This window comes from Amycolatopsis melonis (assembly GCF_040064235.1).
Taxonomy (GTDB): domain Bacteria; phylum Actinomycetota; class Actinomycetes; order Mycobacteriales; family Pseudonocardiaceae; genus Amycolatopsis; species Amycolatopsis melonis.
The window spans coordinates 364546-383042 of the sequence record NZ_JBDZYD010000003.1; the positions used below are offsets into that span (position 1 = coordinate 364546).

The following is an 18497-nucleotide window of genomic DNA, read 5'->3' on the forward strand; positions in this document are numbered from 1 at the left end:
AACTAAAGTGTGTTGCGACACATCCCGGGTAACTCCGCTTGCACAACCGCTGATGAAGGCACATCCTTGCCTGAGGCAACTAGTTGCAGCCGCCAACCAACGCCTTGAAGGATCACCATGGCACCGAACACCACCCGGCCCACGGCCGAACTGGATCTCGCCGACCAGCTCGGTCACGAGCTCGTGCGCCTGGTCCGGCTGATCAACAAGGCGAAGTCGCAGGTCGCGAAGCAGGGACCGGACGGCATCGAGCGGGCGGCGTACGCGATCCTCTTCACCCTCATCCACGAGGGCCCGCAGCGGACCAGCAAGCTGGCCGAGTCGCTCCACTCCGAGATCTCCACGATCAGCAGGCAGTCGAGCTCCCTCGTGCAGCACGGGCTGGTCGAGCGCCAGGCCGACCCGGAAGACGGGCGTGCCTGCCTGCTCGCGCCGACGGCCGAGGGCCTGCGGGTCTTCGAGGAGAACCGCAAGAAGCGCAACCAGTGGCTGGCCGAAGTGCTCGGGGACTGGACCGAAGGGGACATCCAGACCCTGAACCGGCTCTTCGCCCGGCTGAACACAGGTATCGAGAACCACTCTCCACAGCTGGCCGACGCCGACGCGTCCGCCGCTGCACCGGCCAAGGGGGCCAACGCATGAGCAGCACCACCGTCGACCAACCCGTGGCGAAGGAACCGCCACGGCTGAGCCACCGCCAGATCGTCACGATCCTGAGCGGCCTGATGTGCGGCATGTTCCTCGCCGCGCTCGACCAGACGATCGTCGGCACGGCGATCGTCAAGATCGCCAACGACCTGCACGGCTTCGACCTGCAGGCGTGGGCGACCACGGCGTACCTGATCACCTCGACGATCGTCACGCCGATCTACGGCAAGCTGTCCGACATCTACGGGCGCAAGCCGTTCTACCTGGCCGCGATCACCATCTTCGTCGCCGGTTCGCTGGCCTCGACGTTCGCGCAGTCGATGTACCAGCTGGCCGCGTTCCGCGCGATCCAGGGCCTCGGTGCCGGCGGCCTGATGTCGCTGGCCATGACCATCCTCGGCGACATCGTGCCGCCGCGGGAGCGCGCCAAGTACCAGGGTTACATCCTGGCCGTGTTCGGTCTGTCCACTGTGCTCGGTCCGGTGCTGGGCGGTCTCTTCGCCGGCTTCGACGACCTGGCGGGCATCGACGGCTGGCGCTGGGTCTTCCTGATCAACGTCCCGATCGGTGTCCTTGCGCTGTTCGTCGTGGCCAAGGTCCTGAACGTGCCGCACGAGCGCCACGACCACAAGATCGACTGGTGGGGCGCCCTGACGCTGGTCGTCGCCGTCGTGCCGTTCCTGCTCGTCGCCGAGCAGGGCCAGAAGTGGGGCTGGGGCGACCAGAAGGCCATCTGGTGCTACATCGTCGGCGGCGTCGGCGTGATCGCCTTCATCGTGGTCGAGCAGCTGATGAAGGACGCGGCGCTGATCCCGTTGCGGCTGTTCAAGAACTCGACGTTCACCGTGGCGATCATCGGCGGTGTCATCGTCGGTGTCGCGATGTTCGGCGCGATCACGATGATCCCGCAGTTCATGCAGGTCGTGCAGGGGTACACGCCGACCGAGTCGGGCCTGCTGATGCTGCCGCTGATGGCGGGCATCATGTTCAGCTCCGTCGTGTCGGGCCGGATCACCGGGAAGACCGGGCGCTACAAGGTGTTCCCGATCGTCGGCACCATCCTCATCGCCGGTGGCGCGTTCTTCTTCGCGCAGGTCAAGTACGACTCGGCGCTGTGGCACCCGCTCGTCGCGGCCGCCATCATCGGCCTCGGCCTCGGCCAGTGCATGCAGACGCTGATCATCGCGGTGCAGAACGCGGGCCCGCGCAGCGACATGGGTGTCTCGACCGCGTCGGCGACGTTCTTCCGGCAGATCGGTGGTACCGCGGGTGTCGCGATCTTCCTGACCGTCCTGTTCAACACCCTGCTGCCCAACATCACCAAGGCGTTCGGCGGCCAGCTGCCGCCGGGTGCGGGCGCGGGCATCGGCAACCTGTCCGAGAACACCAGCGGCATCCAGAACCTGCCGGAGGCGATCAAGACGCCGGTGCTGGTCGGCTTCACCGACTCGATCACCACCGTCTTCTACATCGCGGGCGCGGTGGCGCTGCTGGCCACGCTGGTCCTGCTGTTCATGAAGGAGATCCCGCTGACCAACGCGGCCCCGGCCGCGGCGGCCATGGAAGGCGGCGAGGCACTGCTGGACGACCACGCCGACGAGCCGACCGAGATCGTCGAGCCGGTGCGTCCGCTCGACCGCGAACCGGCACTCGTCGGGGGCGGCAAGCACGCGCTGAGCACCAACGGGCACGGTGACTACCAGGCCGTCTCGGGTGCGCTGCCGATCAAGAACTCCGTGGCGGACGCCGAGATCGACACCCCGGTCGGCGCGGGCGGCCTGCCGGTGACCGGGCACGTGCGCCGTCAGGACGGCAGTCACGTGCCGGGCGCCGCGCTGACCCTGATCGACCAGCGCGGCCGCCAGGTCGCGCGGGCCACCGGCAGCGCGGACGGCAGCTTCTCGGTGCCCAGCCAGGGCCCGGGCGCGTACGTGCTCATCGTGTCCGCGCACGGCCACCAGCCGCAGGCCTCCAGCGTCGTGATCAGCAACGGGCCCGCGACGGTCGACGTCACGCTCACCGGGTCCGGCGAGCTGACCGGCACCGTGCGCTCGGCCGCGACCGGCACTCCGCTGCCGAACGTGACGGTGACGCTGACCGACGGCCGCGGCGAGGTGAACGGCGCGTTCATCACCACCACGGACGGCACGTACGCCTTCGTCGGCGTCGGTGCCGGGGCCTACACCCTGGTCGCCAGCGGCGCGGGCTACCGGCCCGTCGCGGTCACGCTGACCGTGCCCGACAGCGGCGTGCTGCGCCACGACGTCGAGCTGGCCAGCTCGGTGCTGCTCACCGGCACCGCGCGGACCGAGGGCGACCGGGTGGTCCCGGACGCGCGGATCACCGTGCTCGACGCCGAGGGCAACGTCGCGGCCGTGGCCCGGACCGACGCCGAGGGCAAGTACGTGGTCAGCGACCTGCCCGCGGGCGCGTACACCGTGGTCGCCAGCGGCTACCCGCCGGCGACCAGCCAGGTGGAGCTGACCGGCGGCGAGGCGGACCACGACGTCCGGCTGAGCTACGACCAGGCCCTCGACGAGCTGGCCGACCGGTCATGACCGGCCTGCGCGCGACCTTCCGCACGGACGGGGGCTGGGCGGTGGAGCACGCGGTGCTCACCGTCACCGACCCGGCCGGGCGGCAGGTCGCCCGGCAGGCGGCGGACGTCCGCGGGAACGTCGTCACCGACGCGCTGGCGCCGGGGACCTACACCGCGGTCGTCACGGCGGCCGGGTTCACCCCGGTCGCCCGGATGGTGCAGATCGCCTCGGACGGCGGCGGCTCGCTCGGCGACGTCGTGCTGGCCCCGGTCGCCGAGGCGATCGAGCTGCCGCCCGCGGGACCGTGGGTGATCGACCCGATGCACTCGTCGGTCGTCGCGACCGCGCGGCACCTGGGCATCGCGAGCATCAAGGCGCGGTTCCCGGACCTGTCCGGCCGGATCGAGATCGGCCGCCCGGCCGAGCGGTCGTCGGTGCACGCCGAGATCAAGGCGGCGAGCATCGACACCGGCATCCGGATGCGCGACGACCACCTGCGCTCGCCGGACTTCCTCGACGTCGACGTCCACCCGGTCATCACTTTCGAGAGCACCGGGCTGCGGCAGCGCGGCGCGGACTCGTGGACGCTGACCGGCGAGCTGACCCTGCACGGCGAACGCCGCGAGATCGAGCTGGAGCTGACCTACGGCGGCTGGGGCCCGGACCCGTGGGGTGGCGTGCGCGCGGCGTTCCACGCGGAGACGACGCTGCACCGCAACGACTTCGCGATCAACTACAGCGCGATGGTCCGCGCGGGCGTCGCGGCGGTCGGCACGACGGTGAAGATCGAGCTGGACATCGAAGCGGTACAGGGCGAGTCGCTCCCGCAGTTCTGAGTTCCCGGCCGGAGGCCCTCTCACCGCTGGTGAGGGGGCCTTCACCGTTCGTAGACGACGGATATTCCGGACAGCTCGATTCGCACGTTCGCCGCGGACAGTTCACCCGGGCCACGTAGGCTCGCGGTGTGAACGTCGTGAGCATCGAGGCCGCGGGCGTCGGCGTGAGCTGGCTGGACACCGCCGGACCGCTGCTCGTCTGGGTGATCGTGCTGAGCTTCGTCCTGGTCGAGTGCGCGCTGATCATCGGCCTGTTCCTGCCCGGCGACTCGCTGCTGTTCGGCGCCGGGGTGGTGCTGGCACAGCACGGGTCGGACGCGAACGCGTGGTTCCTGTCAGGAGCCGCGCTGATCGTCGCCGTCCTCGGCAACCAGATCGGCTACTACATCGGCCGCACGAGCGGCACGAAGCTGATCGCCCGCCGCGACGGCAAGGTGCTGAACCGCCACAACCTCGAGCGCGCCCAGCGGTTCCTGGACCGCAAGGGCTTCTTCGCGATCGTGGCGGCCCGCTGGATCCCCTGGATCCGCACGCTGGCCCCGTTGATCGCGGGCGCGGCCCGGATGGACCCGCGCAGGTTCCTCCTGGCCACCACCCTGGGCGGCCTGCTCTGGGTGCCGACGCTGGTGCTCCTGGGCTACTACGGCGCGGGCCTGCTCGACGCCCTGCCCTGGGTGAAGACGGCGGCGCTGTGGATCAGCATCGCGTTCTTCGTGGTCGGCACGGGGTACGGGGTGCTGCGCTACCGGCAGGAGATGCGCCGCCCGGTGGACACCCCGGACGACGCCCGCACTTCCTGAGTCCCGCGCGCTGAAGGGCACCTTCGGTACGTCTGAGTCAGAGTTCCGGGTCGGCCCAGATCTCCAGCTGGATGCCGTCGGGGTCGCGGAACACCAGCACGCGTGAGCCCTCGAAGGTGCGGGACGGGGCCGCCTGCTGGTAGTGGACGCCGAACTCGGCGAGCCTGCTCTCCCATTCGGCCAGCTCGGCGGCCGAGTGCACGCGGAACGCGACGTGGTCGAGGCCGGTGCGGCGTTCGTCGAACCCGCGCCGTCCGGTGTCGGCGTGCTGGACCAGCACCACGGAGAACTCGTCGCCGGCGGAGCGCAGCACGACCTTCCGCAGTCCCGTCTCCGGCTCTTCGCGCCGGGTGACCTCCTCGAGCTCGAGGACACGCACGTACCACGGCACGCTGCGGTCCACGTCGGTCACGGTGAGCGCCAGGTGGTGCACGGACATGAGTTTGGCCATGGCTTCCGAAGCCGTCCTTTCGCGTGGCGGCTTCCCAGAGTTGCACAGCGTCCGCGTGCCGAAACCGAGGTGACCAATTCCCCGGCCAATCGTGATCTCGCCGTCTCCGGCCGTCCCACCACACGGAAATCCGGCACCGAACGCGACTGCGGCCTCACTCTGGGTCGCGGATACGATCCAGCACGGCCAGCCGTCCTTCGCGGTGGATGCGCCGGGTCGTCACCCGGTCGGGGTAGCAGCGGGTGAACATGTTCGTGAAGTGCGTGCCGTAGTGGATCGGCTCGTCGCCGCCGGTCAGGGGCCGGACCACGGCACCGAACGACGGCTCGTGGAAGTACGCCATGGTGTAACGCTCCCGCGTCGCGAGCCGGACCTTGTGCGGGGTCGACAGCAGCCTGCCGCCGGTGAGGAACTGGAGGATGTCGCCGGGGAAGACGGTGAACACCCCCGGCTCGGGCTCGACGAAGTGCCACGGCCCTTCGTCCTGGTACATCCCGGCCGTGCTCTCCTCCGGCAGCCAGTTGCGGTTGCGGGGCTCGCCGGGCACCGGCGGCCGGACGAAGAGGCCGCCGACGTCGTCCTGCGCGGCGATCACCAGCAGCCCGTAGTCGGTGTGCGCGCCGATCCCGCGTTCGGTGGTCGCGGACCGGGCGGGGAACCGCAGCACGCGCATGTGGTGCCAGCCGTCGCGGGTGAGCCGGGTCAGCCGGCCGGGTTCCAGCTCCAGGCCGAGCGCGACGAGCTTCAGCAGCTTCTCGCCGATCCCGCCGACCTCGCGGAGGTAGTTCTCCATCGCGGCCCGGTAGTCCTCGCCGGGCCACGGCACCGGCCCGTGACACGGCCAGGCGTCGGCGACTCGCTTGTCGGTGAGCGGGATGTCCGGGCACACCGTGAAGATTTCGGAGAAGTCGGCTTCCCCCGCAGTCACTTCTTCGCCCGAGGCGATGTAGCCGCTGTAGGTCAGGTCGCTGACGAACCGCGCCTTTTCCGGCAATGATCGGGCAAAGAAGCGCCGACTTTCGGTAAGCGCTTCCTCGGTGATCTTTTCTTGCTCGGCCGTGGCGGCGACCTGGAAGATCCCGTCGGTCTCCCAGGTGCGGACCAGCCGGCGGCCGAGATCCCGGTCCGCCGTTGTCCCGCTCACCGAATCGGGCAGCTCGAACGTACGCAGCACGGTCATTCCTGTTCACCTTTCGCGCGGTTCCGGGAAACGCTCACCACACGAAGCTGAAGAAATGCCGGTGCACGACGATCAGCGGCCGCCGCCCACCTCGAGCACCGCACCGGCGGTGAAGGACGCGGACGGCGAAAGCAGCCACAGCACGGCTTCGGCGATCTCCGCCGGCTGCCCGGCGCGGCCCATCGGGATCTGCCGCGCGTACTTCTCGAGCCGGTCCGGCATCCCGGCGGCCTCGTGCAGTCCAGTGTGCACCATCCCGGGTGCGACAGCGTTGACCCGAATGCCGTCACTCGCGACCTCCTGCGCGAGCCCGTAGGTCATCGTGTCGACCGCCGCCTTCGACGCGGCGTAGTGGACCCATTCCCCGGCCGAGCCGGTGCGCGCGGCCGTCGACGAGATGTTGACGATCGCGCCACCCGCCCCGCCGTACCGGGTGGACATCCGGCGGACCGCCTCGCGGCAGCACAGGAACACGCCCGTGACGTTCACGTCGAGGGTGCGGCGGACGACGTCGACCTCGTACGAGTCGAGCCGTCCGGGTGTGTTGCCGGTGATCGCCGCGTTGTTGACCAGCCCGGTCAGCGGGCCCAGCTCCGCGGCCGCGTCGAACAGCGCTCGGACGTCGTCCTCACTGGAGACGTCCGCGCGGAAGGGCAGCGCCTGCCGTCCCGCCGCGCGCACCCGCTCGGCCACCTCGCGGGCGGGCGCGGGATCCCCGGAGAAATTGACGACGACGTCATGTCCCCGTGCGGCGGCCAGCACGCAGATCGCCGCGCCGATGCCGCGGCTGCCGCCGGTGACGACCAGGGTCATATCGCGAAGTTGGCCAGCGGCAGGTTCTCCAATACCAGGTCCGCGCGGTCGCGCGTCTGCGAGATGAGGTCGGCGTTGCGCTGGTCCGAACCCAGCGCGCGCTGCCGGGCCTCGACCAGCGAACGGCCGTAACGGCGGTGGCGCGACACCAGGCGCTCGATCCGCTCGGGCTCGTCCGGCGCGAGGAACCACGCCTCGGTCAGCAGCGGCCGGATCCCGCTCCACGGGTCGTCCGGCAGCAGCAGGTAGTTGCCCTCGGTGATGACCAGCTGGACCTCCGGCGGGACCGCGACCGCGCCGGCGATCGGCTCCTCGATCTCGCGGCGGAACTCCGGCGCGTACACCGTCTCTCGGCCTTCGGCGAGCCGGCGGATCAGGTGGTAGTAGCCTGCCGCGTCGAACGTGTCCGGGGCGCCCTTGCGCTCGGTGCGGCCCAGCCGCCGCAGCTCGACCTGCGCGAGGTGGAAACCGTCCATGCCGACCACGGCCGCGCGCGAACCGAGCGCGTTGGCCAGCGCCCAGGCGAGCGTGGTCTTGCCGGACGCGGGCGCGCCCACGATGCCGAGCACGTTGCGCTGCCCGCGCACGGTCAGGCCCTCGGCCCGGGCCAGCAGGTCGTCGAACGCCGTCATGTCCTGATCCTTCCTGCGATCGCGGTCGTCCACGACCGCGGTCCCACATGCCGCACCCGTTCGGCGGCCACCTCGTTGGCGAAGCGAATCCGGTCGGTCACCGTCGGTTCGCGGGCCACGGCGACGGCGAGGGCGCCGTGCCAGACGTCGCCCGCCCCTAGTGTGTCCCGCGCCGCCACGGCCGGGACAGGCACCTCACCCGAGCCGCCGTCCGCAGTGGACCACCGCACCGGGTCCGGCCCCGCGGTGGTGATGACGGTGGGCACCCCGCGCTCGTGCAGGCCGGGGCCCGGCGCGCGGAAGTGCGCGGAGCAGGCGGCGACGTCGACCAGCGGCAGCAGCTCGTCGAGCACCGGTTTCCAGCTCCCGGCGTCGAGCACGACCGGCGCCTTCTTCTCCCGCGCGACGGCCAGCGCGAGTTCCGGATAGTGCCCGTCGAGCAGCACGACGTCGGCCTCCGGATGCGGCACTTTCACGTGAAAGTGGCGCCCTCCGGCGTTGCGGGAGACCACTGTCCGCTCGCCGTCGCGGTCGCGGACGGCCACGGCGCTGACCGGCGGTGGATCGGCCAGTGCGGGCGCGAGGTCGACGACGTGGACGCCGTGGGTTTCGAGGTCGGCACGGGCGAGCGCGGCCAGCGGGTGTGCCCCGAGGACGGTCAGCAGGGTCGCCTCGGCGCCGAGCGCGGCCGCCGTCACCGCGGCGTTCGTCGCGGGCCCACCCGCGGCGACGTCCACCCGCAGCGACTGCACCTTCTCGCCCGGCGCCGGGAGCTCCGCGACCCGCTGGACGACGTCCACGGTGCACAGCCCCGCCAGCAGGACTCTCAACTCAGCCCGGCCACGTGGGTCGCGGCCGCGGCCTCTTCCACCTCGCCGTTCTCGGTGAGCCGCAGCGCACCGGTGAGCAGGCCGACGACCTGGTTCATCGTGTGCGTCTTCGGCGACACCACCGCGACGCGCTTGCCGAGGCGGTGCACGTGGATGCGGTCGGCGATGTCGAAGACGTGCGGCATGTTGTGGCTGATCAGCACCACCGGCAGGCCGCGGTCGCGGATCCGGCCGATGAGGTCGAGCACCTTGCCGGACTCGGCGACGCCGAGCGCGGCGGTCGGCTCGTCCATGATCACGGCCTTGGTGCCGAACGCGGCCGCGCGGGCCACCGCGACACCCTGGCGCTGACCACCCGACAGGGTCTCGACGGGCTGGCTGATCGACTTGATGTTGATGCCCAGCTCGTCGAGGATCCGCTGCGCCTCCTTCCGCATGGTCGCGGTGTCGAGCTTGCGGAACAGCCCGAGCGGCCCGCGCAGCCGCTTCTCCCGGCCCAGGAACATGTTCGACGCGATGTCGAGCGCGGGCGCGACGGCGAGGTCCTGGTACACCGTCTCGATGCCGTAGTGGCGAGCGTCCAAAGGGGACTTGAAGTGGACGGTGCGACCGTCCACTTTGATCTCTCCCTCGTCCGGGATCAGCGCCCCGGAAAGGGCTTTGATGAGCGAGGACTTCCCGGCGCCGTTGTCGCCGACCACGGCGAGCACCTCGCCGGGCAGCAGGTCGAAGTCGGCACCGTCGATGGCGGTGACCCGGCCGTAGCGCTTGACCAGTCCCCGTGCGGACAGGATCGGTTCGGTCATGACTGCTGCTGCCTCCTCGCGATCCGGTCCACCACGACGGCGGCGATGAGCAGGGCGCCGGTGGCGAGGTCCTGGTAGTTGCCGTCGACGTTCATCTGCGTCAGTCCCGAGCGCAGCACCGCCACGACGAGCGCGCCCATCAGCGTGCCGAGCACCGAGCCGCGGCCGCCGAAGAGGCTCGTCCCGCCGAGGACGACGGCGGTGATCGAGTCGAGGTTGCCGAGCTGGAACTGGTTCGGGTCGGCGTTCGGCGTCCGGCCGAGCGCCTGCCACGCCGCGATGCCGAAGGTCAGCCCGGCGACGACGTACACCGACAGCACCGTGCGGTTGACCTTGATACCGGACAGCCGCGCGGACTCCGGCGCGTTGCCGACGGCGTAGACGTGCTTGCCCCACGCGGTTTTCGTCAGCGCGTACCAGATCCCGAGGTACATCAGCAGCGCCAGCGTCATGCCGTAGGTGATCGGGATGCCGCCGAAGAGGTACCGCTTGGTGCCGAGCCACTGCAGCAGCCCGTCGGTCACCGGCACGGCCTGGCCGCCGGCGATCAGCTTGGACACCGCGGTGAGCATGGTGAACGTGCCGAGCGTGATGATGAACGCGGGCAGCTTGATCCGCGTGGCGAGCGAGCCGATGAAGATGCCGACGATGATCGTCAGCACGACGCCGGCGAGCAGCGCGACGAAGCCGTTCGTGCCCGCCGCGGCGAGCTTGGCCATGATCAGCGTCGCGACGACCATCGACGCCGCGTTGGACAGGTCGATGCCCGCGATGAGGATGACGAGCGTCTGGCCCAGCGCGAGCGTCCCGACGACGAGCGACTGCTGGACCACGGTGGACAGGTTGTCGAGATCGAAGAACGTGTCGGTGGCCAGCGAGAACACCACGATCGCGACGACCAGCGCGAGCGCCGGGCCGACCGCGGGGGCGCGGAGGAGGAACTCGCCGAGGGACTCACGTTCTTTCGTTGCCACTGCCGTCGTCACTTCTTGCCTCCCCAGCAGTTCTGCAGGCCCCAGGCGGTGTCGTGGCTTTCGACGCCGGGCACGGGCTTGTCGGTGATCACGGCGGACCCGGTGTTGACGAAGCCGGACGGCTTCTTGCCGGTCTTGGCGTACTCGACGGCGGCCAGCACGCCCTGCTCGGCCATCTTCGCCGGGAACTGCATGACGGTGGCGGCGAACTGGCCGTCCTTGACGTTCTGGACGCCTTCGCAGCCGCCGTCGATCGAGCCCATGACGATCTGCCCGGTCAGCCCGCGGGCCTTGAGCGCCGCGTACGCGCCGCGGCCCATCGGCTCGTTCATCGAGTAGACGGCGTTGATGTCGGTGCTGCGCTGCAGCAGGTTCTCCATGCCCTGCTGGGCGAGGCTCTGGTCGCCGTTGGCCGCGGTGTGGCCCTTGATCTCCGGCGAGCCGTCGGTCAGCCCGATGCCCTTGAGGAACCCGCCGTGGCGCTGGGTGTCGACCGAGCTGCCCGCGGTGCCGTCGACCATGAGCAGCTTCGGCGGGACGCCCTTGAGAGCTGCCTTGACGTAGGCGCCCTGCTGCTCGCCCGCGGCGAAGTTGTCCGTGGCGAAGGTGGCGTCGACGGCGTCCGGCGGCTCGGTGGCCGTGTCGAGGGCGATGACCAGGATGCCGGCGTCACGGGCGTCCTTGATCGCCTTGAGCACGCCGGTCGACGAGCTCGGCGTGATCAGGATGGTGTTCGCGCCCTGCTGGCGGAGGTTCTCGATGGCCCGGACCTGGCCGTCGTTGTCGCCGTCGAACTGGCCGGCGAGCGCGCTGAAGTCGGCGCCGTTGGCCTGCGCGGCCGCTCTTGCCGCGTTGCGGAGTTCCACGAAGTAGGGGTTGGTGTCGGTCTTGGTGACCAGGCCGACCTTCGCCTTGCCGCTCCCGCCGGTGTTGGTGTTGCCGCCCCAGTGGCGTTCGACCGTGCACCCGGTCGTCGCGGCGAGGACGGCAGCCAGCACGATTGCGGTGAGACTTCGCTGTCTCATGGGTTCCCTGCCCTTGGTAGGTCCGAGGCTTGCCGATGGTCGGGAACGTAGACAGACTGCTCCTGACACGCAAGCGTTTGCGCAACGCTTGCCGGAAAGGATGGGGATGCCGCAGCCGAGATCTTCCCGGCCGACCCAGCGGGACATCGCCGAGCTCGCGGGCGTGTCGATCACGACCGTCTCGCACGTGGTGAACGGGACGCGCGCGGTCGCGGAGAGCACCAAGGCGGCCGTGCTGCGGGCGATCGAGGCGACCGGGTACACCGGCGACGCGATCGCGCGCTCCCTGGTCACGGGTGGGACGCGGTCGATCGGGATGGCGATCTCCCTGGTCGCCAACCCGTACTTCGCGACGCTGATGCAGGCGATCGAGCGCGAGGCGTCGGAGCACGGCTACACCGTCCTGCTGGCCGACACGCACGACGCCGCGGACACCGAGCGTGAGACCGTGCGGGCGCTGCGCTCCCGTCGCGTCGACGGCCTGCTCATCACCCCGGCGCCGGGCGACGGGCCGGTGATCGGCGAGCTGGTGTCACTGGACGTGCCGACGGTGCTCATCGACCGGCTGTCCACCCGCACCGACGTCGACCAGGTCGGGTCGGAGAACATCCAGGCGACGTCGGCGCTGACCGCGCACCTGGCGACGCTCGGGCACCGGCGGATCGGGATGATCAGCGGCGTGCCCGGGCTGTCGACGAGCGAGGAGCGCGTGCTCGGCTACCGGCTGGGGCTCGGCCGGTCCGGGCTCACGTGGTCGTCGGAGCTCGTGGCCTGCGGGAACTCCTCGCGCGAGGGCGGCGCGCTGGCGTTGAGCACGCTGCTGGCGCTGCCCGAGCCGCCGACGGCGCTGGTGGTCGGCAACGACAGCATGATGGTCGGGGTCCTGCACGAGGCACGCCGCCGCGGGCTGCGGATCGGGCGTGACCTGCCGGTGGTGGTCTACGACGACGTCGAGTGGGCCGACCTGGTCGACCCGCCGCTGACGACGATGGCTCAGCCGATCGAGGAGATCGGGCGCCAGGCGGTGCGGCTGCTGCTGGCCCGGATCAACGACCCGGCCCGCAAGGCCGAAACCGTCCGGCTGCCGCCCACTCTGCGTCACCGTGAGTCGTGCGGCTGTCCCCCGGTTCACTCACATCAGTGATTCTGCGGTTTTGCCGGCGGTACGCGGCCGTTCAGCGGATACCGTTCCGCTGAGCGTCTGCGAGGGCTTATGACCGCACTTTCGCCGGAGCTCCGGCTATGGGACCCCCCGGTCACCTCCCGGATCGGCGTCGCGATGGGTGTGCACGCGAACCCCTACTCGGGTGAGCTGCTGCGCGCGATCAGGGCAGCCGCGGCACAGTCGGGGTGCGACGTCGTGCTGGCCGACACCGGGGACACCGTCAGCGAAGAGGCCGCGGTGGTGCGCGCGCTGCGCGCGGACGTGGTCGACGGCGTGCTGCTGGTGCCGTCGGCCGGCGACGAAGCGGTGGTCAACGGCCTGGTGCGGATGGGCGTGCCGACGGTGCTGGTGGACCGGATCGCCGCGCGCAACGACGTCGACCAGGTGGGCACGGAGAACGTGCACGCGGTGGCGTCCCTGGTCCGGCACCTGACCGCCCGGCGGCACCGCAAGATCGGCCTGATCTCCGGCGACGAAGGCCTGGAGGTCAGCCGCGAGCGCGTCCGCGGCTACCGGCTCGGGCTGGAGCAGGCGGGCCTGCGCTTCAACCGCGAACTGGTGGAGTCCGGCCTGTCGACCCCGGGCGGCGCGGCCCGCGCGACGGCCAAGCTCCTCGACGGCTGGCCCTCCCCGACGGCGCTGGTGGTGGCGGACGAGTCGATGCTGGTGGGCGTCCAGTACGAGGCGCACCGCCGCGGCATCCACATCGGTTCGGAGCTGGCGGTCGTCGGCTACGGCGACATGGACTGGGCGCGCCGGGTGAGCCCGGCGGTGACGACGCTGGCCCAGCCGGTGCCGGACCTGGGCCGCCGGGCGGTGCAGCTGCTGATGTCCCGGATGACGGACCCGGACCGGCCGCCGGAGACGGTGCTGCTGGCCCCGAAGTTCCTGCACGGCGCGTCCTGCGGCTGCTGACATTTCCGGACGCCGTGGAGTGACAACTTGTCCGAATGCGTCACTTTTTTGCTACTCTCGTCGCGCTCGACGCAGGCGAAGACGGGGGAAGTGGCGCATGAGCGGTCAGTACCTGAGTGGAAGCGCTTACTCGGCTTCGCTCTCGGCAGCACTCAACGACTACTGGCAGACACTGGAACGCCGCTGGATCCGGGACGCCGGGCTGACGCTGCGCGGCGGGACGAGCCAGATCGACGGCGCGCCGTCGCCCGCCCGCTGGCAGGTCCCGCCCGAGTCGCGGGGTCACCTGACGACCTGCCCGATCGTGGCCTGGGCGGTCAACGACAGCACGCCGGCCAACCGCCCGTCCGTACCGTGTGACGGCTGGAGCGTCCCCGACGCGAAGTACGTCGAATGCCGGGCGGCCGACGTCTTCGCGCAGGTCGGCGACTGGGCGTGGGAGAAGCGGGAACAGCTGGCGAACGCCGTCCCCGATCTCGCGGGCGGGCCGGAACTGTCGTCGCTGGAAGAGGCGCGCGACAGCCTCCTGAAGGTCGACGGGGCACTGCGCCCGGACGGCTCGGTCGACGCCTACACCCTGCCCGGCATGGTCGAAAAGCTCTCCGTCCGGGACGACGGCAACAACAACCGGGCCTGGATGGCCGGCTGGACCGGGCTCGCGGCGAACAGCCTCAAGGGCGGCTTCCTCTCGACCGTCGGCCCCACGCTGAAGAACCAGGGCGTGCTCGTGCGCTGGCTGGCCAACTGCTACTCGATGCGGGCCACGACGGTCCACGCCACCCGCAGCAACGTCCTGCAGCTCATCGCCCAGGCCACCCGCGAGCTGTTCGAAGCCGCGCCGCCCTCGGCACCGGCGGACACGCCGAAGGTGAAGAAGGCGGTGAACGCCGCCAGCGAGGCCTGGGGCATCGCCACATCGCTCGCCAAGGCACTGGGCCAGAAGCTGCCGGAGCAGATCGGCACGGCGCTGCCCGTGATCGGCTTCGTGGTCGACGTCGCACTGAGCATCGAAGAGGCGAACCCGAACGGAGGGTTCCGGTTCCCGCAGCTGAGCGCCTTCTTCGCGCACCTGGATTCCGCCGTCCGGACGCTCGGCACGGAGCTGACCGCGGCCGAACAGGACTACCAGAAGGCCGTCACGGCCATCGAGGAGCGGCTCGCCGGTGTCGACCGGAAGGTGCTGGAGCTCTACGACTTCGAGAAGAGCAGTCCCGACGGCGACGGCACCGACCCGTCGGCGTCCGGCCGGTACGCCGTGGACGTCGCGGTGGTCATGGAGATCGCCCAGCACTGCTACGACGCCGCCGAGATCTACTCCGGCCTGCTGGGCAAGGTCGCCGCGGCGTCCTACGCCGACGGCCAGCTGGTCGGCCGCGGTGTCGTGCCCACCGCGGCGGACACCGCGCTGATCGGCCTGCGCAACGACGTCGAGTCGTTCTTCCGGACGACGACCGCGCGCTACCTCATGGCGGCCGACCGGATCAAGAAGGCCGCCGAGAAGTACGCGGCGAGCGACGCGGAGCAGAAGGCCCGGCTCAACGCCGCGATCGCCTACTGGAAGGAAGCCGGCGAGGGCGAATACGGCCAGCGCGGCCGGATCGACCTCGACCCGCGCACGGAAGGCGTTCAGAACTGACGCTCACAGCGTCGCCGCGGCCTCCAGCAGCATCCAGCCGCCCACCTGGACCGACAGGTCGCGTTCCGGGGCGTCGTCCGGCAACGGCCATGGTGCCGGCCGGTCCCAGAACGCACCGAACACCGGACCCTCCGAAGTGGACACTGCGCCCGACTGGCATGCCTCCGCCGACGTCAGCACCAGTGCGCGGGCCGTCGCGGCTTCCGGGCCCGGCAGGGCACGTGCCGCCAAGGCCAGGTAGCGGGCGAGGATCGCCGCGAACAGGCCGCCGTCGCCGCCACCCTGGCCGCGGATCACCCCGCCGGGCGCGCAGTGGGTTTCCACCGCGCGGACCGTGCGGGCCGCCTTGTCCAGTTCGGACAGTTCGAGGCAGGCGCCGAGGTAGACCCCTTGGCAGTACGTGTAGATGTGCTTGACCAGCTCGCCGGTGTCCGCGCGGATGCCGTCCCACACCAGGCCTGTCTTCGGATCGACCAAAGTGGACGAAAGCCAGTCCAGGATGGCCTGGGCCCGGCCGCGATTTCCCGACCGCGCATGGAAGATCGCCGCCGGGCCGTTGGCCGGGGCGTTCTTGAAGTCGTCGCCGCGGCGCCACCAGATCCCGCCGCCCGCGGCCGACGTCCAGCCTGACAGCAGCTGCGCGTCGATGGCCGCCAGCGCCGGGCCGACGTCGATGCCCAGCGGCGCAACCCGTTGCAGGGCAAGGCCGAGCCACGCGATGTCGTCGTAGTAGTCGTTCGTCCACCTGCCGAAGTTGCGCAGCCGCACCGAACGCACGAACCGGCGGATCAGCGCCAGCCGCCGCGGCGACGGTGCGCGCAGCTGCGCGTCGGCCAGTGCGTCCAGCAGGTGGGCCTGCCACCAGTAGTTCCAGTGCCAGTGCAGCCGCTGCCCCGCCGTCGCCGGCCAGCCGCTGCGGCCCAGCACCGTGGCCGGCAGCGCCCAGACCCGGCGCAGGTGGCGGGCGGTCACCGCGCGTTCCGCGGCGGACACAGCCGAGACGTCCATGGCGTCATCCTGCCTTGCCCACCGACATACCGCTCGGTATGTTGAGGGATCCCGACGGTCTGCGAGGTGCCCATGACCACAGCACACGTCACCTGCCCGCTGTGCGAGGCGATCTGCGGCCTCGAAGTGACGCTCGACGAGAACCAGCAGGTCACGCGGGTGCGCGGCGACGAGCAGGACGTCTTCTCGAAGGGCTACCTCTGCCCGAAGGGCGCGTCGCTGGGCGCGCTGCACCACGATCCCGACCGGCTGCGAGCCCCGCTGCTCAAGCGCGACGGCGAGTTCGCCGAAGTCACCTGGCAGGAGGCCTACGACGAGATCGCCCGGCGGCTCCCGCCGATCCTCGACCAGCACGGACGCGACGCCGTCGCCGTCTACGCGGGCAACCCCGGCGTGCACAACATCGCGCTGTCGCTCTACGGCGGCGTGCTCTACAAAGCGTTGGGCACCAAGAACTTCTTCAGCGCGTCTTCGGTCGACCAGCTGCCGAAGCACTACTCCGCGGGCATGATGTTCGGCGACCCGCTCGCCATCCCGGTGCCCGACCTCGACCGGACGCGGCACCTGCTGATCCTCGGCGCCAACCCGCTGGTCTCGAACGGCAGCCTGATGACCGCGCCGGACGTCCGTGGGCGGCTGCGCGGGATCCGCGAACGCGGCGGGCGGATCGTCGTCGTCGACCCGCGCCGCACCCGCACGGCCGCGTTCGCCGACGAGCACCACGCCATCCGGCCCGGCACCGACGCGCTGCTGCTGTTCGCGCTGGTCAACGTCCTGTTCGCGGAGAACCGCGTGGCGCCCGGCCGCCTCGCCGGCCACCTCAGCGGCCTCGGCGACGTGCGGGAGCTGGCCCGGCCGTTCACCCCGGAAGCCGTCGCCGCCCGCACCGGCATCGCCGCCGCCGAGATCCGCCGGATGGCCCTCGACCTGGCCGACGCAGACAACGCCGTGGTCTACGGCCGGATCGGCACCACGACACAGCCGTTCGGGACCCTCGCGAGCTGGCTGGTCGACGTTCTCAACGTGCTCACCGGCAACCTCGACCGGCCGGGCGGCGCGATGTTCCCGCTGGCCGCGTGCCGTCCCACCGGGAACCGGCGGCCGTTCCGGGTGGGCCGCCACCACAGCCGCGTCCGCGGCTACCCCGAGGTCCTCGGCGAGCTGCCGGTCGCGACCCTCGCCGACGAGATCGAAACGCCGGGCGAGGGCCAGGTCCGCGCGCTGATCACGGTCAGCGGCAACCCGTGCCTGAGCACGCCGAACGCCGGGCGGCTGGCCGCGGCGCTCGAACGCCTGGACTTCATGATCTCCCTCGACGTCTACCTCAACGAGACGTCACGGCACGCCGACGTCATCCTGCCCGGCCCGTCGCCGCTGGAGCGCCCGCACTTCGATCTGGCCTTCTACCAGCTCTCGGTCCGCAACGTCGCCAACTGGACGCCCGCGACGCTGCCGTCCGAGGTGCCGCAGGAGTGGGAAACCCTGCTGCGGCTCACCGGCATCGTCACCGGTCAGGGCCCCGAGGCCGACGTCGCGGCGCTCGACGACTTCGTCGCCGCGGAGACCGCGCGGCGCAGCGGGCTCGACGTCGCTGTCGCCGGGGACCGCACCGGGCCCGCCCGGCTGGTGGACCTGATGCTGCGGGCCGGGCCCTACGACGTCACGCTGGCCGACCTCGAAGCCGCCCCACACGGGATGGACTTCGGGCCATTGCGGCCGCGGATTCCCGGCGTGCTGTGCACCGCGTCCGGCCGGATCGAATTGGCGCCCGAAACGGTCGTCGCCGACGTTCCGCGATTGGCGGAGGAAATTTCGAAGATTTCGGACGACGGTCTCGTGCTGATCGGCCGCCGTCACCTCCGTTCGAACAATTCGTGGATGCACAACCTCGCCCCGCTGGCCCGCGGCAACCGGTGCACGGTGCAGGTCCACCCGGCCGACGCGGCACGCCTCGGCCTCACCGACGGCGGCCTCGCCTCCGTGACGTCCCGTGCCGGGAAGCTGCAGGTCCCGGTCGAGGTGACCGACGAGGTCCGGCCGGGCGTGGTCAGCATTCCGCACGGCTGGGGCCACGACGCCGACGGCTCGCGGACGCGGGTGGCGCGCGCGAATCCCGGCGTCAACGCGAATCTGCTCGCCGACGAGACGTTGCTGGACGTTCTGTCCGGAACGTCGGTGCTGAACGGGATTCCGGTCGAGGTCGTGCCCGCCTGACCCTTGACACCGGTGCGGGGGCTG

At 70.9% G+C, this 18497-nt stretch carries 17 protein-coding genes; 8 read left to right on the forward strand and 9 right to left on the reverse strand.

Annotated elements, in window-relative coordinates:
* The first annotated feature begins 117 nt into the window (after positions 1-117).
* From ABJI51_RS09670 to ABJI51_RS09685, 4 genes are all read left to right on the forward strand, one after another.
* Positions 118-642, forward strand: a complete 525-nt coding sequence (locus ABJI51_RS09670) for a MarR family winged helix-turn-helix transcriptional regulator (protein ID WP_348949322.1) — start codon at positions 118-120, stop codon at positions 640-642.
* Positions 639-3206 (forward strand): MFS transporter, encoded by a 2568-nt coding sequence (locus tag ABJI51_RS09675; protein ID WP_348949324.1) that lies wholly within the window; start codon positions 639-641, stop codon positions 3204-3206. Before ABJI51_RS09670 ends, ABJI51_RS09675 begins: the two co-directional genes overlap by 4 nt.
* Positions 3203-4024 carry a YceI family protein gene (locus tag ABJI51_RS09680; protein WP_348949326.1) on the forward strand — a complete coding sequence of 274 codons (822 nt, stop codon included), beginning with the start codon at positions 3203-3205 and terminating at the stop codon, positions 4022-4024. The genes ABJI51_RS09675 and ABJI51_RS09680 overlap by 4 nt, the downstream gene beginning before the upstream one ends.
* A gap of 128 nt (positions 4025-4152) precedes the next feature.
* On the forward strand, positions 4153-4824 hold the full coding sequence (locus tag ABJI51_RS09685; protein WP_348949327.1) for a DedA family protein: 672 nt from the start codon (positions 4153-4155) through the stop codon (positions 4822-4824).
* A 37-nt stretch (positions 4825-4861) separates the two neighbouring features.
* Here the strand turns inward: ABJI51_RS09685 and ABJI51_RS09690 are convergent, their stop codons facing one another.
* The 8 genes from ABJI51_RS09690 to ABJI51_RS09725 form a co-directional block, all read right to left on the reverse strand.
* A complete protein-coding gene (locus ABJI51_RS09690; protein WP_348949329.1) occupies positions 4862-5275 on the reverse strand; it encodes a VOC family protein in 414 nt (137 codons plus the stop codon).
* A gap of 154 nt (positions 5276-5429) precedes the next feature.
* Positions 5430-6455 carry an isopenicillin N synthase family dioxygenase gene (locus ABJI51_RS09695; RefSeq protein WP_348949330.1) on the reverse strand — a complete coding sequence of 342 codons (1026 nt, stop codon included), beginning with the start codon at positions 6453-6455 and terminating at the stop codon, positions 5430-5432.
* A 72-nt stretch (positions 6456-6527) separates the two neighbouring features.
* Positions 6528-7268 carry an SDR family oxidoreductase gene (locus ABJI51_RS09700; protein ID WP_348949331.1) on the reverse strand — a complete coding sequence of 247 codons (741 nt, stop codon included), beginning with the start codon at positions 7266-7268 and terminating at the stop codon, positions 6528-6530.
* Positions 7265-7900, reverse strand: a complete 636-nt coding sequence (locus tag ABJI51_RS09705) for a nucleoside/nucleotide kinase family protein (protein ID WP_348949333.1) — start codon at positions 7898-7900, stop codon at positions 7265-7267. The genes ABJI51_RS09700 and ABJI51_RS09705 overlap by 4 nt, the downstream gene beginning before the upstream one ends.
* Positions 7897-8730: a PfkB family carbohydrate kinase gene (locus tag ABJI51_RS09710; RefSeq protein ID WP_348949335.1), complete on the reverse strand. Its 834-nt coding sequence runs from the start codon at positions 8728-8730 to the stop codon at positions 7897-7899. Before ABJI51_RS09710 ends, ABJI51_RS09705 begins: the two co-directional genes overlap by 4 nt.
* On the reverse strand, positions 8727-9536 hold the full coding sequence (locus ABJI51_RS09715; RefSeq protein WP_348949336.1) for an ATP-binding cassette domain-containing protein: 810 nt from the start codon (positions 9534-9536) through the stop codon (positions 8727-8729). The genes ABJI51_RS09710 and ABJI51_RS09715 overlap by 4 nt, the downstream gene beginning before the upstream one ends.
* The gene (locus ABJI51_RS09720) at positions 9533-10510 is read right to left on the reverse strand and encodes an ABC transporter permease (RefSeq protein ID WP_348949338.1); all 978 of its coding nucleotides are present in this window, start codon (positions 10508-10510) and stop codon (positions 9533-9535) included. The genes ABJI51_RS09715 and ABJI51_RS09720 overlap by 4 nt, the downstream gene beginning before the upstream one ends.
* Before the next feature lie 8 nt (positions 10511-10518).
* On the reverse strand, positions 10519-11535 hold the full coding sequence (locus ABJI51_RS09725) for a substrate-binding domain-containing protein (RefSeq protein WP_348949340.1): 1017 nt from the start codon (positions 11533-11535) through the stop codon (positions 10519-10521).
* 106 nt (positions 11536-11641) lie between these two features.
* On the opposite strand from ABJI51_RS09725, the gene ABJI51_RS09730 reads away from it, so the two are divergent.
* The 3 genes from ABJI51_RS09730 to ABJI51_RS09740 all read left to right on the forward strand — a co-directional run bounded on the left by ABJI51_RS09730 (position 11642) and on the right by ABJI51_RS09740 (position 15251).
* Positions 11642-12679, forward strand: coding sequence for a LacI family DNA-binding transcriptional regulator (locus tag ABJI51_RS09730; protein WP_348949342.1), 1038 nt, complete (start codon positions 11642-11644; stop codon positions 12677-12679).
* 69 nt (positions 12680-12748) lie between these two features.
* Positions 12749-13615, forward strand: coding sequence for a substrate-binding domain-containing protein (locus ABJI51_RS09735; RefSeq protein ID WP_348949343.1), 867 nt, complete (start codon positions 12749-12751; stop codon positions 13613-13615).
* Between the two features lie 97 nt (positions 13616-13712).
* Positions 13713-15251: a hypothetical protein gene (locus tag ABJI51_RS09740; RefSeq protein ID WP_348949345.1), complete on the forward strand. Its 1539-nt coding sequence runs from the start codon at positions 13713-13715 to the stop codon at positions 15249-15251.
* Positions 15252-15254: 3 nt separating this feature from the next.
* On the opposite strand, the gene ABJI51_RS09745 is transcribed toward ABJI51_RS09740, so the two are convergent.
* Positions 15255-16259, reverse strand: a complete 1005-nt coding sequence (locus tag ABJI51_RS09745) for a glycoside hydrolase family 76 protein (RefSeq protein WP_348949347.1) — start codon at positions 16257-16259, stop codon at positions 15255-15257.
* A gap of 72 nt (positions 16260-16331) precedes the next feature.
* Here ABJI51_RS09745 and ABJI51_RS09750 point away from each other — a divergent pair, with 72 nt between their 5' ends.
* A complete protein-coding gene (locus tag ABJI51_RS09750; protein WP_348949349.1) occupies positions 16332-18473 on the forward strand; it encodes a molybdopterin-dependent oxidoreductase in 2142 nt (713 codons plus the stop codon).
* Positions 18474-18497: the final 24 nt, after the last annotated feature.

Excerpts from the sequence above, each read along its gene's own strand:
- ABJI51_RS09700 (WP_348949331.1), bottom strand. The coding sequence starts at position 7,268 with ATGACCCTGGTCGTCACCGGCGGCAGCCGCGGCATCGGCGCGGCGATC.
- ABJI51_RS09750 (WP_348949349.1), top strand. The coding sequence starts at position 16,332 with ATGACCACAGCACACGTCACCTGCCCGCTGTGCGAGGCGATCTGCGGC.
- ABJI51_RS09715 (WP_348949336.1), bottom strand. The coding sequence starts at position 9,536 with ATGACCGAACCGATCCTGTCCGCACGGGGACTGGTCAAGCGCTACGGC.
- ABJI51_RS09670 (WP_348949322.1), top strand. The coding sequence starts at position 118 with ATGGCACCGAACACCACCCGGCCCACGGCCGAACTGGATCTCGCCGAC.
- ABJI51_RS09740 (WP_348949345.1), top strand. The coding sequence starts at position 13,713 with ATGAGCGGTCAGTACCTGAGTGGAAGCGCTTACTCGGCTTCGCTCTCG.
- ABJI51_RS09705 (WP_348949333.1), bottom strand. The coding sequence starts at position 7,900 with ATGACGGCGTTCGACGACCTGCTGGCCCGGGCCGAGGGCCTGACCGTG.
- ABJI51_RS09735 (WP_348949343.1), top strand. The coding sequence starts at position 12,749 with ATGACCGCACTTTCGCCGGAGCTCCGGCTATGGGACCCCCCGGTCACC.
- ABJI51_RS09675 (WP_348949324.1), top strand. The coding sequence starts at position 639 with ATGAGCAGCACCACCGTCGACCAACCCGTGGCGAAGGAACCGCCACGG.
- ABJI51_RS09745 (WP_348949347.1), bottom strand. The coding sequence starts at position 16,259 with ATGGACGTCTCGGCTGTGTCCGCCGCGGAACGCGCGGTGACCGCCCGC.
- ABJI51_RS09725 (WP_348949340.1), bottom strand. The coding sequence starts at position 11,535 with ATGAGACAGCGAAGTCTCACCGCAATCGTGCTGGCTGCCGTCCTCGCC.
- ABJI51_RS09690 (WP_348949329.1), bottom strand. The coding sequence starts at position 5,275 with ATGGCCAAACTCATGTCCGTGCACCACCTGGCGCTCACCGTGACCGAC.
- ABJI51_RS09680 (WP_348949326.1), top strand. The coding sequence starts at position 3,203 with ATGACCGGCCTGCGCGCGACCTTCCGCACGGACGGGGGCTGGGCGGTG.
- ABJI51_RS09695 (WP_348949330.1), bottom strand. The coding sequence starts at position 6,455 with ATGACCGTGCTGCGTACGTTCGAGCTGCCCGATTCGGTGAGCGGGACA.
- ABJI51_RS09730 (WP_348949342.1), top strand. The coding sequence starts at position 11,642 with ATGCCGCAGCCGAGATCTTCCCGGCCGACCCAGCGGGACATCGCCGAG.